The 15850-nt window shown below is 73.2% G+C and carries 13 protein-coding genes; 5 read left to right on the top strand and 8 right to left on the bottom strand.

Going from position 1 to position 15850, the window contains the following annotated elements; translation table 11 throughout:
- Positions 1–61: 61 nt before the first annotated feature.
- From ACQP2P_RS45685 to ACQP2P_RS45650, 8 genes are all read right to left on the bottom strand, one after another.
- Complete coding sequence (locus tag ACQP2P_RS45685) at positions 62–3286, bottom strand: UvrD-helicase domain-containing protein (RefSeq protein ID WP_433611912.1); 3225 nt, start codon at positions 3284–3286, stop codon at positions 62–64.
- Positions 3287–3307: 21 nt separating this feature from the next.
- Complete coding sequence (locus ACQP2P_RS45680) at positions 3308–4540, bottom strand: metallophosphoesterase (protein ID WP_433611910.1); 1233 nt, start codon at positions 4538–4540, stop codon at positions 3308–3310.
- Between the two features lie 4 nt (positions 4541–4544).
- Complete coding sequence (locus ACQP2P_RS45675) at positions 4545–4790, bottom strand: MoaD/ThiS family protein (RefSeq protein WP_433611908.1); 246 nt, start codon at positions 4788–4790, stop codon at positions 4545–4547.
- Entirely contained in the window at positions 4787–5824 is a 1038-nt protein-coding gene (moaA, locus tag ACQP2P_RS45670) for a GTP 3',8-cyclase MoaA (RefSeq protein ID WP_433611906.1), read from the bottom strand. The genes ACQP2P_RS45675 and moaA overlap by 4 nt, the downstream gene beginning before the upstream one ends.
- A 19-nt stretch (positions 5825–5843) precedes the next feature.
- Positions 5844–6704 (bottom strand): fructosamine kinase family protein, encoded by an 861-nt coding sequence (locus tag ACQP2P_RS45665; protein ID WP_433611904.1) that lies wholly within the window; start codon positions 6702–6704, stop codon positions 5844–5846.
- Positions 6704–7144: a hypothetical protein gene (locus ACQP2P_RS45660; protein WP_433611903.1), complete on the bottom strand. Its 441-nt coding sequence runs from the start codon at positions 7142–7144 to the stop codon at positions 6704–6706. Before ACQP2P_RS45660 ends, ACQP2P_RS45665 begins: the two co-directional genes overlap by 1 nt.
- Complete coding sequence (locus ACQP2P_RS45655) at positions 7119–8774, bottom strand: GTPase (RefSeq protein ID WP_433611901.1); 1656 nt, start codon at positions 8772–8774, stop codon at positions 7119–7121. Before ACQP2P_RS45655 ends, ACQP2P_RS45660 begins: the two co-directional genes overlap by 26 nt.
- 70 nt (positions 8775–8844) lie before the next feature.
- Positions 8845–10659 (bottom strand): ABC transporter, encoded by a 1815-nt coding sequence (locus ACQP2P_RS45650; protein WP_433611899.1) that lies wholly within the window; start codon positions 10657–10659, stop codon positions 8845–8847.
- A gap of 226 nt (positions 10660–10885) precedes the next feature.
- Here ACQP2P_RS45650 and dnaK point away from each other — a divergent pair, with 226 nt between their 5' ends.
- The 5 genes from dnaK to ACQP2P_RS45625 all read left to right on the top strand — a co-directional run bounded on the left by dnaK (position 10886) and on the right by ACQP2P_RS45625 (position 15830).
- Complete coding sequence (gene dnaK, locus ACQP2P_RS45645) at positions 10886–12754, top strand: molecular chaperone DnaK (RefSeq protein ID WP_433611897.1); 1869 nt, start codon at positions 10886–10888, stop codon at positions 12752–12754.
- Positions 12751–13404, top strand: coding sequence for a nucleotide exchange factor GrpE (grpE, locus tag ACQP2P_RS45640; protein ID WP_433611895.1), 654 nt, complete (start codon positions 12751–12753; stop codon positions 13402–13404). The genes dnaK and grpE overlap by 4 nt, the downstream gene beginning before the upstream one ends.
- Positions 13405–13429: 25 nt before the next feature.
- Positions 13430–14659, top strand: coding sequence for a molecular chaperone DnaJ (dnaJ, locus tag ACQP2P_RS45635; RefSeq protein WP_433611893.1), 1230 nt, complete (start codon positions 13430–13432; stop codon positions 14657–14659).
- The gene (locus ACQP2P_RS45630; protein ID WP_433611891.1) at positions 14649–15098 is read left to right on the top strand and encodes a heat shock protein transcriptional repressor HspR; all 450 of its coding nucleotides are present in this window, start codon (positions 14649–14651) and stop codon (positions 15096–15098) included. The genes dnaJ and ACQP2P_RS45630 overlap by 11 nt, the downstream gene beginning before the upstream one ends.
- A 300-nt stretch (positions 15099–15398) precedes the next feature.
- On the top strand, positions 15399–15830 hold the full coding sequence (locus ACQP2P_RS45625; RefSeq protein ID WP_433081770.1) for a hypothetical protein: 432 nt from the start codon (positions 15399–15401) through the stop codon (positions 15828–15830).
- The last annotated feature ends 20 nt before the right edge of the window (positions 15831–15850 follow it).

Genomic DNA, 15850 nt, shown 5'->3' with positions numbered 1-15850 from the left:
TGCAGCTACGGTAGCGCCCTCACTCACCCCCTTGGCCTCACGGATTCGCGCCAAAAGTGGTTCAGATCAGGCGCAACTGTCGATCTTTGGGCTTGCGGGGAGCCGCGGGGCCACGCCGTTCGAGCAGGCCCGGGTCGATGACCGACAGGAATGGCGACGGGGACATGTCGCGCTCGGATCCAAAGCGGAAACGGGTGCGGCTGTGGGACACGAAGAGCCGATCCTGGGCGCGGGTGAGCCCGACGAAGAACAGCCGGCGCTCCTCCGCGACGTCGTCGTGGGTCTGCTGAGCGCCGGCGTAGGGCCGCAGGGGCAGCAGGCCGTCCTCGACGCCGACCAGGAACACGACCGGGAACTCGAGGCCCTTCGAGGCGTGCAGGGTCAGCAGGTTCACCCGGTCGGCGCGCGGGTCCCAGCCGTCCACCTCGGCCCCGGTGGCCAGCGCGCCGAGGAACTCCTCGAGGTCGTCGCGGGCCCGCAGCGCGAGCGGGGTCATCAGGTCGACCGCGTTCCACACGTCGGCCTCGCTCAGCGTCATCAGGTCGCTGTCCAGCGTGCCGCAGCGGCCGGCGACGACCTGGCCGGCGAGGCGGACCCGGGCCGCGATCGAGCCGCCGAGGCCTTCGGCGAAGCGCAGCTCGCGGGCGATGGCGGCGACGCCGGGGCGGTCCAGGAGCCGGTCGTGCGAGCGCTTCTGCACGGGGACACCGGCCCGGCTGAGCGCGTCCACGATCGGGGCGGCCTGGGAGTCGGTGCGGTACAGCACGGCGATGTCCGAGAACGACATCGCGCCCACGGTGACCCGGGAGTCGACGCGGTTGTCGTGCGAGCGGTGCGACAGGCCGCCGACCAGCTCGTCGACGGTACGCACGACGAAGTCCGCCTCGTCGGCGACCGAGGTGGCCGGGTACAGCCCGACGACCGGCGCCTCGAGGTCCAGGCGGGCCGGGTCGAGCCGGCGGCCCGGCACCAGCGTGGTCGGGGCGATCGCCTGCACCGCGGCGGCCAGGATCGGCGCCGAGGAGCGGTAGTTGCGGGTCAGCCGGACCACCCGGGCGTCGACCTCGGACGTGGAGAAGTCGCCGGTGAAGCGCAGGAAGAAGGAGACCTCGGCGCCGCGGAACGAGTAGATCGCCTGGTCCGGGTCGCCGATCGCGCACAGGTTGCCGCCGGGCGGGCAGAGCAGCCGCAGCAGCTCGTACTGCACCGGATCGACGTCCTGGTACTCGTCCACGAAGATCCACCGCCAGCGCGCCCGATACCGCTCGGCCAGCGCCGGCGTCTCCCGCAGCAGCTGCACGGTGAGCGTGAGCAGCTCGTCCAGCGACACCAGGTTCTTCGCCCGCAGCGCCTTGGCCAGCGTCTCCCGCGTGGCGGGCTCCATCGCGTTGAGCGCCTTGCGCGCCTCCCGCTCGCCCAGCGGCTCGAGCGCGGCCAGCAGGTCGGCCTCCTCGGCGATGCGGAACTGCGGCGTGAGCCCGGCCGCGGCCGCGTTCTCGCGCAGCACCGACAGGCCCAGCGAGTGGAACGTGGAGACCGTCACCGCCTCGGTGACCGGCCCGAGCAGCCCCTCCAGGCGCTCGCGCAGCTCCTCGGCGGCTCGGCGGGTGAACGTGATCGCCAGGCACTCCTCCGGATACACGCCCAGCTCGGCGCAGAGGTACGCGACCCGGTGGGTCAGCGTGCGGGTCTTGCCCGTGCCGGGGCCGGCCACGATGAGCAGCGGGCCGCCGGGCGCCGAGGCCGCGACCCGCTGCAGCGCGTCGAGCCGGTCGAGCAGCCCGGTCCCGACCTCCTCCATCCCGGCGAGCATCGGCTCGAGGGGCTCGTGCGGCGAGGGCGGCGCGGAGATCGGCGGGGGCGGCGGCGGGGCCTCGGCGGGGGCGGCCCGGCGCCTCTTCGGCTGGGCCTTTGCGGCCGGCTCCGCCTTGCGCTGCTTGGGCACGACCGGCATCGGCACGTCGAACAGCACATCCTCGTGCGCGTTCCCGCGCAGCTCGGAGGGGTCGAAGAGCTTGATGACGCCGTACTCCCCGTCGAACCCCGGCGTCCGCCGCACCTGCCCGCGCCGCAGCCGCGCGATGCCCTCGCCGAGCAGCTCGCCGCCGGCCCGCGCGATGTCCTCGACCGGCACCGAGCGCAGGATCGACAGCTCCGGCCCGAGCTCGGCGACCAGCGCGTTGAGCTTCTCGTCGACGGTCTTCGACTTCGGCCCGACCCCGTTGATCTCGCCGAGGATCTCGTGCAGCTGGATGAGGTGGGTGACCCCCGGCGCGCCCGGCGGCGTGTAGCCCTCGGGCCGGTCCGCGAGCTCCTCGACCCGGTGCAGCACGCCGACGGTGAGCGGCTTGCCGCACTCCGGGCAGCGGCCCTGGGCCTCGCGGGTGCGGGCGGGCGGCCAGTTCACGTCGCAGGCGCGGTGGCCGTCGGCGTGATACTTGCCCTCCTCCGGGAAGAACTCGAGCGTGCCGACCAGCCCCTGACCGGTCCGCAGCATGTCGCGCACGCCGAGGTAGGACAGGTCGCCGTCGAGCACCGTGGCCTCGCGGGCGAGCGCCGGCGCCGAGTGCGCGTCGGAGTTCGACACCAGCCGGTACCTGTCCAGCGACGACACCCGCCAATTCATCTCGGGGTCGGAGGACAGCCCGGTCTCGACCGCGAAGATGTGCTCGGCGAGGTCGGCGTAGCAGTCGGCGATCGCGTCGAAGCCGGACTTGGAGCCGAGCGCGGAGAACCAGGGCGTCCAGATGTGGGCCGGCACCAGGAAGCCGTCCGGGCTCGCCTCGAGGGTGATCTCCAGCAGGTCGCGGGAGTCCAGGCCGAGGATCGGGCGGCCGTCCGAGCCCAGGTTGCCGATGCGCCCGAGCGCGGTGTTGAACCGCTCGACCGCGTCGAAGTCGGGCTGGTAGATCAGGTGGTGGACCTTGCGCGTACGGTCGCCGCGCTTGTAGATCGTGGAGATCTCGACCGACAGCATGAACCGCACGGCGGAGTCGGCCACGCCGAGGCGGCCCGGCAGCCGGCGCAGGATGTCGGCCTCGCGGTCCGGGTGCAACCGGTAGAGGCCCGGCTCGGCGGGGACCAGCGCCTCGCGCAGGTGGTCGAACCAGGCCGGGTGGGTGAAGTCGCCGGTGCCGAGCAGCGTGATGCCCTTGCGCCGCGCCCACCAGGTGAGCGTCTCGATGCTGAGGTCGCGACTGCACGCCCGGGAGTACCGCGAGTGGATGTGCAGGTCCGCGACGAACGAGTCGGAGGCGACGTTCGAAGGCACGCTGCATCCTGTCACAGGCGCCCCACGCGTTTCCGGCTACGCGCCGTGCAGCTCGATGATCGAGATATCCGGCGGCGCGCCGAAGCGGACCGGCGGGCCCCAGAAGCCGGCCCCGCGGGTGACGTAGACCTGGGTGCCGTCGACCGTGCCGAGGCCGGCCACGACCGGCTGCTGGAGGCCCACGAGCAGGTTGAACGGCACCATCTGGCCGCCGTGGGTGTGCCCGGACAGCTGCAGGTCGACGCCGTGGCGGGCCGCGTCGTGGGCCTGGATCGGCTGGTGGGCGAGCAGCACCACGGGCCGGCTCGTGTCCCGCCCGTCGAGCGCCTTGCCGAAGTCGGGGCCGTCGCCGACGTCCTCGCCGCTGAGGTCGTTCACCCCGGCGAGGTCGAGCCCGAGCACGTCGACGCGCTCGTTGCGCAGGACGCGGACGCCGAGCGAGTTCACCTCGTCGACCCACTCCTGGTAGCCGGAGAAGTACTCGTGGTTGCCGGTCACGAAGAAGCTGCCGTGCTTGCCGCGCAGGTCCTGCAGCGGCTCGGCGGCCTCGCCGAGCTCGGCGACGCTGCCGTCCACGAGGTCTCCGACGACGGCGACGAGGTCCGCGTCCACCGAGTTGATCATCCGCACGATGCGCTCGGTGTGCGGGCGGCCCAGCAGCGGGCCGAGATGGATGTCGGACACCACCGCGATGCGGAAGCCGTTCATGCTCGCGGGCAGCTTGGCCAGCCGGATCGGGACGCGCTTGAGATTCGGGGCGCTCATGGCCTGGTACACCCCGATGCCCACGGCGCTCGCGGACAGCACGCCCGCGGTGGCGGCGAGCGACCGGCCCAGCAGCAGGCGCCGGCTCGCGTCGAACCCCGGCTCCTGCGCAACCGGCTTCGGCGGCGCCTCGGCGGCGAAGGACGGATCCTCGTCCGAAACGTCCGTCGGTGCCGCCTGGGGGGTCGACGGCGGTGCGGAGCGGCGCTGCCACAGAAGGATCACCGAGCGCGGGATCTCCAGGATCAGCAGCGTGACCAGCAGGTAGAACATCACCGCGAGCCAGAGGAACCCGGGCCAGGCCACGATCGCCTGGCGCGAGTGCGGCAGGGTGCGCGACAGCGCCAGGGTCGCCGGGATCACCAGGGCCAGCAGCACCACGACGACCGAGCCGACGACGCGGGCCCGGCGCGTGCGGGTGGTGTCCCTGACGAGGCGTTTCCAGAGGTACCAGTGGATGCCCCCGACAACGAGGAGCACCACCACGAGCAGGACGGCGATCACCGGCTCACCCGCCCGCGAACGGGGGCAGCACGTCGACCGTCGCGGCCGCGGGCAGCGCCGCGTCCCGGTCCCGCCAGGCGGTGCCGTCGACCAGGAAGGAGCAGGCGGTGACCACGCCGGCCAGGCGCGGACGGCCGGCGGTCACGGCCGCGACGAGATCGGTCAGCGTCGTGGCCTCGACCTTCTCCTCGGGCACGCCGGCGGCCGCGCGGGCCCCCGCGAAGTAGCGGACGAGCAGCAACTGGGTCATCCTCCGATGGCAGACATGGGCCGCGCGGGCTGCAGGAACCTGGGGTCGTTGATGCCGTGGCCGGCCGGCTTGGCCCACATCGCCTTGCGCCAGAGCTCGGCGAGCTCGTCGTCGCCGGCCCCGGCCCGCAGCGCGCCGCGCAGGTCGGTCTCGTCCTGGCTGAACAGGCAGGAGCGGATCGCGCCGTCGGCCGTGAGGCGGGTCCGGTCGCAGGCGCCGCAGAACGGGCTCGACACGCTGGCGATCACGCCGACCCGGGCCGGTCCCCCGCCGACCGCGGTGTGCCCGGCCACGACCCAGGTCTCCGCGGGCGCCCCGCCGCGCGTGTCCGGATCGGGCGTGAGCGTGAACGCCGCGCGCAGCCGCGCGAGGATCTCGGCGCCGGTGACCATCTCCTCGCGGCGCCAGGTGTGCCCGGCGTCCAGCGGCATCTGCTCGATGAACCGCAGCTCGTAGCCGTGCTCGAGGGCGAAGCGCAGCAGGGGCACGGCCTCGTCGTCGTTGAGCCCGCGCAGCAGCACCGCGTTCATCTTCACCGGCAGCAGCCCGGCCGCGGCGGCCGCGGCGAGCCCGGCGACCACGTCGGCGTGGCGGTCGCGGCGGGTGATCGCCTTGAACCGCGCCGGGTCGGTGGTGTCGAGCGAGACGTTGACCCGGTCCAGCCCGGCCGCGGCCAGGGGCCCGGCGAGGCGGGCGAGGCCGATGCCGTTCGTGGTCAGCATCGTGCGCGGGCGGCTGGGCAGCGCGGCGACCGCGCGGACGATCTCGGCCAGCCCGCGGCGCAGGAGCGGCTCGCCGCCGGTGAAGCGCACCTCGGTCACGCCGAGGCGGCGCACGGCCACGTCGATGAGCCGGACGACCTCGGCGTCGGTGAGCAGCGACGGGTTCGGCAGCCAGTCGAGGCCCTCGGCGGGCATGCAGTACGTGCAGCGCAGGTTGCACCGGTCGGTCAGCGATACCCGCAAATCGGTCGCGACGCGCCCGAACCGGTCGGCCAGGCCGGCCCCGGGTGGCCCGTGCTCCGATTCGGTCATGCGTCGAACGGTACCCGGTTCAGAGCGCCCGAAGCAGCGCCCGAACCGACTCCCCGTACGCCGCCCCGAAGAGCGCGGTGTGCACGAGCATCAGATACAGACGATGCAGCGGTACTCGCTCCTGCCACCCGTCCGCCAGCGGATACGCCTCCCGGTAGGCCGCGACGAGCCGATCGTGGTGCGGCACCCCGCCCCACATCCCCAGCAGCGCCAGGTCGGTCTCGCGGTGCCCGCCGTGCGCGGCCGGGTCGACCAGCCAGCCCCGGCCGGTGTGGTCCCACAGCACGTTGCCCGGCCACAGGTCGCCGTGGATGCGCGACGGGGGCTCGTCGCCGCCGTAGTCCGCGATGTTCGCCAGCACCCGCTCGGCCGCGGCGACGTCGGCGCCGGTGAGCGCGCCGGTGGACGCCTCCAGGAAGGGGCGCAGGCGGTGCTCGGCGAACCACGGCCCCCACGGGCCGGGCGAGGGCTCGTTGGGCAACGGGAGCGTGCCGATGTAGCCGGGCCAGGGCGCCCCGAACGCGTCGGCGCCCGCCCGGTGCAGCCCGGCCAGCCCGCGCCCGAGCTCCTCGGCGCCCCGCCGCGTGGCCTCGCCGTGGTCGATCCACTCCAGGGCCAGCAGGTCCGGCAGCTCGGCGATGATCTCGGGCACCGGGGCGGCGCCCGCCTCCCGCAGCCAGCGCAGGCCCGCGGCCTCGGCGGCGAAGAAGCCCGGCGGCGGGTCGGCGAGCGACTTGGCGAAGAGCGAACCGCCGTCGTCCAGGGTCAGCCGCTGGGCGACGCAGATGGAGCCGCCCGGCACCGGCGTCTCGCGGATGCGCTGGTGCTTGATGAAGACGGGCAGCTGGGCCGGGTGCTCCCGCAGGTACTGCAGGTCCATTACTCGGACCTTTCCAGACGATGGGTCGCGGCAAGGGCCGGTGGCACCACGGCTCCACCGATCAGGCTCAGCAGGCTCAGCACCCGGTCGGCGGTGCCCATGTGCCCGGCGTGCAGGGCGTGGTAGCCGAAGTGCAGGGTGCCGAAGACCGCCGTGGCGATGCCGGCGATCCAGCTGACCGCGGGCTGGTCGGCGATCGCGGCGCCGAGGAACAGCGTGGCGAGGGTGAGCATGGTGGCGCCCAGGTCGACGGTCAGGTGCTGGTTGAACGGCGGGTAGGACGCCGTCCAGTGCAGCCCGAAGCCCGGGAACGTGGCGAAGAAGTGGCGCGGGGCCGCGACCGCCCAGGCGCCCCAGACGAGATTGAGCAGGCCGAGGGCGGTGAAGCCGAGCCGGCGGACCGGTCGGAGGAGGCTACGCGGCGGCGGCAAGGGCGTCACGCGCGTCATCGTACGAGCGCAGCACCTCCTCCACCGGAGCCACGATGTGGGTGCGGGCGACGCCGGCGATGGCGTTGCGCATCCGGCGCTCGGCCCGGGCCCGGGCGCGGCGGGCGGCGATGGCGGTGAAGGGGCGTACGACGACCGCCAGCAGCAGACCGAAGAGCAGCCCGCCGCCGAGCAGCACGGTGGCCACCGGCACTGCGGCGCCGACCGTGGGCCCGCTCACGTTGGGCAGGCCGAGCAGGGCGAACACGGCCCGCACGGCGAGCCAGACCAGCCCCGTGAAGGCGACGGCGGCGCCGAGCCACTGCAGCGCGCCGACCAGCCGCCACCAGGCCGGCCGGCGGGCCAGGCCGAGGTCGGCGGAGGCCACGGCGACGTCGAGCGCGTCGGGCACGTCGTCGACCCGCGAGCGCGACGCGGCGGTGATCGCGGTCGGCCACGGCTCCGGCAGCCCCTCGGCCGCGCTCGCGGCGACCTCGCGGGCGGCCAGCGTGACCGCGGCCTTCTGCGCGGCGGTGGAGTCGGGCAGCGAGGTGGCCTCGGGTCGCTCGACGGCCCCGGGCTCCAGGTGCAGCCGCTTGAGAGGGTCGGGGCGCATCCGGCGGGCCCAGCGCAGCAGCGGCCAGCCCAGGGAGGCGGCGGCCCGGTGCTTGTAGGTGCGCTCGGTCGCCGCGGCCACGATCGGGGCGCCGGCGGCGTCGGCGAGCGCGGCGGCGAGGCGGTCGACGGTCTGCGGCGGTACACCCGAGGAGACCTTGGCCCCGGAGACGACCAGTGGCTGCAGGGCGGCGACCGCGTCGGTGACGTCGCCGTTGAGGCGCAGCAGCGCGGCCTGGCGGGCGGCGACCGTGCGCTCCAGCGCGACGCGCAGCGGATCCAGGCCGGGCTGGCCCTTGGCCGAGGTCGCGAAGACGGGCACGCCGCCGAGGCCGTCGTTGTCCAGCAGCCGGCGAAGGTCGGCGATCAGACGCTCGGAGTCGGGCCGGGTGAGCCGGTCGGCCTGGTTCAGCACGACCACGGTCACGTCGCGGTGGCGCTGGAACTGGGCGAGATACTGCTGGTGGACGACGCGGTCGGCGTACTTCTGCGGGTCGAGCACCCAGACCACCAGGTCGACCAGGCGCAGGAGGCGGTCGACCTCGAGCCGGTGGCGCTCCTGCACCGAGTCGAAGTCGGGCAGGTCGAGCAGGACGAGCCCGCGCAGGGCCGCCTGGTCGTCGCCGTCCAGCGCGCTCTCGCGGGTGAACCGCCGGTTCGGAGGCACGCCGAGCCAGTCGAGCAGCGGGCCGGCGCCGGCCTGGCCCCACACGCAGGCGTGGGCGACGCCGGTGGTCGGGCGGCGTACCCCGACCCGCGACAACTGGAACCCGGAGACCGCGTTGAACAGGCTCGACTTGCCGCTCCCGGTCGCACCGGCCAGCGCGACGACGGTGTGGGCGCGGGAGAGCCGCAGCCGCTCGCCGGAGCGGTCGATCACGGTGCGGGCCGCGACGAGCTGGTCCTCCGGCACGTGGCCCTCGGCCGCGCCGATGAACCGGTGCAGCGCCTCGACCCGCGTGACGAGCCGGTCCGCGTTCACCGGCTGCCGCGGCACCATCTGCTTCACCCGCTCGACCAGGCTCATTATCTGTCGACCTCCGGCCGGGCGTCGTGGATGGCCGCGGTGGAGCCGGGCCGGACGAGGTCGTTCGGGTTCATGTCCGGTCCACCTCCGGCCGGGCGTTGTGGATGGCCGTGCTCAGCGCGCGCAGCCGGGGTGAGAGCTCCTCGTCGATGCCGGCGCCGGTCAGCGCGCTGGTGAAGCGGTCGGCCTCGGCGGCGAAGAGGGCCGCGACCCGCTCGGCGAGGCTCTGCCGGGCGCGTTCGGCCAGCGAGCGTACGGCCTGGTCGCCGAAGATCGCCTCGAGCACCTTCTGGGCCGCGATCGTGGTGCCGCCGGCGACCGCGATCTCGGCCCCGGTCGGGATGAACGCCGTCGCGGCGAAGACGCTGACCATCACCAGCAGGCCGGTCGCGTTGACGGCGTAGGCGCTGGCCTTGGCGACCACCCGCTTGTCGCCGGCCTCGGTGCGGACCAGCTCCAGCACCGAGCGCTGCCAGTCGCGCACGAGCCGGTCGATGCGCTCGTCGAGGTCCTCGGAGGGGCGCACGAGACCCGGTGCGGCGTCGAGCAGCGCGGCCCCGGCCGGGTGCGCCTTCCACGCGGCCCCGGCCCCCTCGGCGGCATCGGTGGCGGCCGCCTTGAGCAGCACCGCGAGCCCCGAGCTGAGGGCCTGCTGGAACCGCTCCCCCGGCGCCGGTCGCCCGGTGATCGCGGCCACCGCGCGGTCGCGCAGCTTGCCGACCCGGGCCTGCAGCGCGCGCATGATGTCGCCGGTGCCGACGAGCTCCTGCCAGCGGGCCAGCACCTCGCCGCGCAGCAGCGCGCCGTCGTGGATGCCGTGCTCGACCGACTCCGTGGCGGCCCGGTAGGCGACATGCACCGCCTCGCTCAGCGTCCTGGCCGTCGCGACCTGGTCCTCGGCCGCGGCCGCGAGGATCACCACGTCGACGGTGAGCGCGTCGATGGCCCCGCCGACGGTCTGGCGCACCACGGCCGCGCGGGCCTCGGCGTCGCGGGCGAGCCGGCTCAGCCAGTCGTGCAGCGGGCCGATCTGCGCCTCGCCGAGCAGGCCCTGGCTGTCGAGGCGGGTCTCGGGCAGGACGAAGAGCGGCACCCCGCCCAGGTCCTGCTCGCGCAGCATCTCGGTCAGGTGCGGGGCGATCTCGTCCGCGGCTGCGCCGCCGGGCACCCGGTCGAGCACCAGCGCGACGGCGGTGCCCCGGTTGCGCGCGGTGCGCAGCAGGGTCCAGGGCACGGCATCGGCGTAGCGGGCCGCGGTGGTGACGAAGAGCCAGAGGTCGGCCGCGGCGAGCAGCTGCCCGGCGAGCTGCCGGTTGGCGTCGACGACCGAGTCGATGTCGGGCGCGTCGAGCAGGGCGAGCCCGGGGGTCAGCGCCTGGGCCGAGACGACCTGCAGCGAGCGGTGGTCGGCGTTCGGGCCGCTGGTGCGGGTCAGCGTGGGCAGCAGGTTGGCGCGGGAGAACCACGACATGTCGGCCGGGTGGCAGACCAGGACCGGGGCGCGGGTGGTCGGGCGCAGCACCCCGGCCGGGCTGACCGGGGTCCGCACCAGGCTGTTGACCAGCGTGGACTTGCCGGCGCCGGTGGAGCCGCCGACGACCACGAGCAGCGGGGCGTCGAGGCGCTCGAGGCGGGGCAGCAGGTAGTCGTCGAGCTGGGCGACCATGCTCCTGGCCACGGTGCCGGCCCGCTCGGCGCTGGGCAGCGGCAGTGTGAACCGGGTCACCCGGACCGTGTCGCGCAGCTCGGTCAGCCGCTCGCGCAGCACGTCACCGGGGGTGTCGCCGCCGTCACGCGGACGCGGTGGGCGACCGGACGATGGGTCATCCGACGAAAGGGCCGGGCCCGTCGACCGGGCGGACACCGACTCGCCCTGTGTGGTCACGGGTAAATCGTCCATGATGTGGCTCGTCAGCGCCATGCAATGGCCGTGAGCATCGATGCCACCCAGCGCGACGACACACGGGAATCACCCGGGCCCCGCCGGAGTTGCGTCAAGCGGACTCAAGGTTCCACTTGACGATCGAGCGACTCGTGGCACTATTGAGTGACAGTCACTCAACTTCGCAGCCGGTGGTCGCCGCCGACTGCCCCATGGAGGTCAAGCAGCTATGGCACGTGCGGTCGGCATCGACCTCGGAACCACCAACTCGGTGGTCAGTGTCCTGGAGGGCGGCGAGCCCAGCGTCATCGCCAACGCCGAAGGTGCGCGCACGACGCCGTCGATCGTCGCCTTCGCCCGCAACGGTGAGGTGCTCGTCGGTGAGGTCGCCAAGCGGCAGGCCGTCACCAACCCGGACCGGACCATCCGCTCCGTCAAGCGTGAGATGGGCACCAACTGGGCCATCGACATCGACGGCAAGAAGTACACCCCGCAGGAGATCTCCGCGCGGGTCCTGATGAAGCTCAAGCGCGACGCCGAGGCCTACCTGGGCGAGCAGATCACCGACGCGGTCATCACCGTGCCGGCATACTTCAACGACGCGCAGCGCACCGCGACCAAGGAGGCCGGCGAGATCGCCGGGTTCAACGTGCTGCGGATCGTCAACGAGCCCACCGCCGCGGCCCTCGCCTACGGCCTGGACAAGGGCTCGAAGGAGCAGACCGTCCTGGTCTTCGACCTCGGCGGCGGCACCTTCGACGTCTCCGTCCTGGAGCTCGCCGAGGGCGTCGTGGAGGTCAAGTCGACCTCCGGCGACAACCACCTCGGTGGCGACGACTGGGACGAGCGCGTGATCGACCACCTGGTCAAGACCTTCCGCGGCCAGCACGGCATCGACCTGTCGGCCGACAAGATGGCCATGCAGCGGCTGCGCGAGGCGGCCGAGAAGGCCAAGATCGAGCTCTCCGCGGCCACCACGACGTCGATCAACCTGCCCTACATCACCGCAGGCCCCGACGGCCCGCTGCACCTGGACACCCAGCTGTCGCGCTCGGAGTTCCAGCGGATGACGCAGGACCTGCTCGACCGGACCAAGGTGCCGTTCGAGTCGGCGATCAAGGACGCCGGGATCAACGTCTCCACGCTCGACCACGTCATCCTCGTCGGCGGCTCGACCCGTATGCCGGCCGTGACCGACCTGGTCAAGCAGCTCACCGGCAAGGAGCCCAACAAGGGCGTCAACCCGGACGAGGTCGTCGCCGTCGGCGCCGCCCTGCAGGCCGGCGTGCTCAAGGGCGAGGTCAAGGACGTCCTGCTGCTCGATGTCACCCCGCTGTCGCTGGGCATCGAGACCAAGGGCGGCATCATGCACAAGCTGGTCGAGCGCAACACGACCATCCCGACCAAGCGCTCCGAGGTCTACACGACCGCGGACGACAACCAGCCCTCCGTGCTCATCCAGGTCTTCCAGGGCGAGCGGGAGATGGCGGCGTACAACAAGCGCCTCGGCACCTTCGAGCTGACCGGCATCCCGCCGGCGCCGCGTGGCGTGCCGCAGATCGAGGTCACCTTCGACATTGACGCCAACGGCATCGTGCACGTGTCCGCGAAGGACCTGGGCACGGGCAAGGAGCAGTCGATGACGATCACCGGCGGCTCGGCGCTGCCGAAGGACGACATCGAGCGGATGATGCGCGACGCGCAGGACCACGCCGACGAGGACAAGCGCCGCCGCGAGGAGGCCGAGACCCGCAACCTGGCCGAGGCTCTGCAGTGGCAGACCGAGAAGTTCCTGGCCGAGAGCGGCGACAAGATCCCCGCGGAGTCCCGCGAGCAGATGAACGAGGCGCTGGGCGACCTGCGCAGCGCGCTCGGCGGCAACGACACCGAGCGGATCAAGGCGGCGCACGAGAAGCTCGCCCAGGTCTCGCAGCAGGCCGGCAGCGCGCTGTACGAGCAGCAGCGCCAGCAGGCCGCCGGTGACGCCTCCGGCGCGGGTGACGCGCCCGGCGGGGCCGGTGCCACGGGTGCCGCGGGCGGCAACGGGCCCGATGACGTCGTGGACGCCGAGATCATCGACGAGGACAACAAGAAGTGACGGATGCCAAGAAGCCGGCCGCGCCGGAGGCGCCAGAGGCCGACGCCGTGACGGTCGACGAGACCGTCACGGCGGGAGCCGCGGAGGAGCCGGAGGAGAAGAAGCCGGTGGAGGGCGAGATCGTGGACGAGGAGTTCACGGTGCACGCCCCCGCCGAGGGGCCGAACCAGGCGGCGGCGCAGGGCACCACCGACGACGCGCACCAGCACGGGCTGGGCGCGGAGCTGGCGGCGCTTCGCACCGATCTCGACGAGCGCACGCGTGACCTGCAGCGGGTCACCGCGGAATACGCCAACTACCGCAAGCGGGTCGACCGCGACCGGGCGCTGGTGGTCGAGCAGGCGAGCGCCAACGTGCTCGGCGCGCTGCTGCCGGTGCTCGACGACCTCGACCGGGCGCGCGATCACGGCGACCTGGTCGGGCCGTTCGGGGCAGTGGCGGAGCAGCTCACCGCCGCGCTGACCAAGTTCGGGCTGACCGTCTTCGGGGCCAAGGGCGACCCGTTCGACCCCACCCGCCACGAGGCGGTGGCCCATCTGACCTCGGCCGAGGTGGCCGAGCCGACCTGCATCGACGTGATGCGGCGCGGCTACCTCCTCGGCGAGCGGCTGCTGCGACCGGCACTGGTCGCGGTCGCCGACCCGGAGTAGACGAACGCCTGGAGGAGGTGGCGCAATGAGTTCGAAGGACTGGTTGGAAAAGGATTTCTACGCGGTTCTGGGCGTCACCAAATCCGCTCCCACCGACGAGATCAAGAAGGCGTACCGGAAGCTCGCGCGGGAGTTGCACCCCGACCGGAATCCGAACAACGCGGCGGCCGAGGAGCGGTTCAAGGCGGTGTCGGAGGCCTATGACGTGCTCTCCGACCCGGCGCGGCGCAAAGAGTACGACGAGATGCGGTCGCTGTTCGGCGCCGGGCAGTTCCGCCGCAACGCCCGGGCCGGTGGCCCGGCGGGCGCGGGCGGGCCCGGGTTCGACTTCTCCGACCTGTTCGGCAACGCGGGGTCGGCCGCCGGTGGCGGCGCCGGCCCCGCGGGGGCGGGCGGGGACCGGCGCTTCGGCGGCGCGGGCTTCTCGGACCTGTTCAGCTCGATCTTCTCCGGTGGCGGCGCCGCTCCCGCGACCGGACGGCGCAGCCGGGGCCGGGACGTCGAGACTGAGGTCGTGCTCAACTTCGTCGACGCGGTGCAGGGCGCGACGCTGCCGATCACCCTGCGCACGCCCGGCACCTGCGAGACCTGCCACGGCAACGGCGCGGCCCCCGGCTCGTCCCCCCGGACGTGCCCGAAGTGCCGCGGCCTCGGCGTCGTGAGCAGCAACCAGGGCTCGTTCAGCTTCACCGAGCCCTGCCGCGAATGCCAGGGCGTGGGCACCATCGTCGACGAGAAGTGCCCCGAGTGCCACGGGACCGGCGGGGTCACCAAGACCCGCACGATCAACGTGCGCATCCCGGCGGGCGTCTCCGACGGCCAGCGCATCCGGCTGGCCGGCCGGGGCGAGCCGGGGGCGCGGGGCGGGTCGCCCGGCGACCTGTTCGTGCTCATCAAGGTCCGTCCCGACCCGGTCTTCGGCCGCAGCGGTGACGACCTGACGCTGACGGTGCCGGTGACGTTCGCGGAGGCGGCTCTCGGGGCCGATCTGCGCGTGCCGACGCTCGACGCGGCCGTCACGCTGCGAGTGCCCCCGGGCACGCCGAGCGGGCGGACGCTGCGGGTGCGCGGCAAGGGCGTTGCCCGGCGCGACGGCAACGTCGGTGACCTGCTGGTCACCATCGATGTCCACGTGCCGGCCGAGCTGTCTGAGAAGGCGCGGCAGGCTCTGTCCGACTATGCGGCCGCGGCGCCGCCGGCTCCTCGTGAGCGGCTCGACGCGATCGCACGGGAGCGCAGTAGTTATGAGCGATGACGAAGACATCCACAGCGAGGTCTTCTTCAGCTTCGAGGCGGTCTCCGACGCCAAGGTCCTGATCATCTCGATCGCGGCGCGGCAGGCCGGGATGCACCCGCAGACCCTGCGGCAGTACGACCGCATGGGCCTGGTGCAGCCGGGCCGGACGGCCGGCGGCGGACGCCGCTACAGCGAGCGCGACGTCGCGCTGCTCCGCGAGGTGCAGCGGCTCAGCCAGGAGGAGGGCGTCAACCTCGCCGGCATCAAGCGGATCATCGAGCTTGAGGGCATGGTCGGCGACCTGCGGCAGCGGGTGGCCGAGCTCGAGGCCGAGCTCGTGCGCACGCGCACGCGGCTGGCCCAGATCGAGGCGGCGGGCTTCCCGCGGCGCGATCTCGTGCCGTCCAACCAGCACCCGACCGCGCTCGTGGTGTGGCGCCCGGCCAAGAGTTCCTGACGGACGTTTGGCCCGCGCGCGGCAGGGGCACCACTGGATCAGGGAATGGTGCGGTCGTTCCGGAGGCTGACCGGAGCGGCAAGCGCAAGGGGTGTGGTCACCTCGAGGGGCGTCTCGCGATTTGCGAGGCGCCCCTCGTATTTTGGTCCACGAAAGGGTGACAAATCCGGATATATGCGGGTTCACCGTCGGTAAGCGATCGCTTCCCCCCTTCCCATGCGACCTGGTGGCGGGCTAAGTTGTCGCCAAACCAAGGACCCCCTGACGGTTGTTGTAACCCGCTGGCCACGGGAGCTGACGGTGAGCGTGACAGAGGCGGGATTCCGGGGCTTCGAGAACCCGGTCGACCCAACCCCGGCGGAGCTGCGCGCCTGGGCCTACCACCCCGACGCGTCGCTGCTGTCGACGATGCCGCCCGACTGGGACCTGCTGGTCGCCGGCGACCGGCTGATCGGCACCCTCTTCGAGCTGGCCATGGACCCGGGCTGCCCGGCGCGCCGCTTCGCCCTGCACTGCCTCTACATCTACGCCGCCGACGGCATCCGCACGCACTTCCGCGCCCACCCGAAGCGGCGGCTGAAGAAGTTCGTCGAGCAGGCCGAGAGCAACGGCGACGAGCTGCTCGGCACGTGGGCGCACAACGCGCGCATGCTCCTGGCCCGCCCCGACCTCTTCGAGTACCACGACTGGTGCGAGGGCGGCCTGGTGCGCCAGCCCCGGCGCCTCAGCTGAGCCTAGAGACTTTCAATCCC

This window comes from Dactylosporangium sp. CA-139114 (genome assembly GCF_050955725.1).
Classification (GTDB): Bacteria; Actinomycetota; Actinomycetes; order Mycobacteriales; family Micromonosporaceae; genus Dactylosporangium.
Note: the sequence above shows the minus strand (reverse complement) of the source record. Positions and strands in the feature narration are given on the sequence as shown.

Bases quoted from the DNA above. Each gene is read 5' to 3' on its own strand.
- dnaK (WP_433611897.1), top strand. From the start codon at position 10,886: ATGGCACGTGCGGTCGGCATCGACCTCGGAACCACCAACTCGGTGGTC.
- ACQP2P_RS45630 (WP_433611891.1), top strand. From the start codon at position 14,649: ATGAGCGATGACGAAGACATCCACAGCGAGGTCTTCTTCAGCTTCGAG.
- moaA (WP_433611906.1), bottom strand. From the start codon at position 5,824: ATGACCGAATCGGAGCACGGGCCACCCGGGGCCGGCCTGGCCGACCGG.
- ACQP2P_RS45665 (WP_433611904.1), bottom strand. From the start codon at position 6,704: ATGGACCTGCAGTACCTGCGGGAGCACCCGGCCCAGCTGCCCGTCTTC.
- ACQP2P_RS45675 (WP_433611908.1), bottom strand. From the start codon at position 4,790: ATGACCCAGTTGCTGCTCGTCCGCTACTTCGCGGGGGCCCGCGCGGCC.
- ACQP2P_RS45655 (WP_433611901.1), bottom strand. From the start codon at position 8,774: ATGAGCCTGGTCGAGCGGGTGAAGCAGATGGTGCCGCGGCAGCCGGTG.
- dnaJ (WP_433611893.1), top strand. From the start codon at position 13,430: ATGAGTTCGAAGGACTGGTTGGAAAAGGATTTCTACGCGGTTCTGGGC.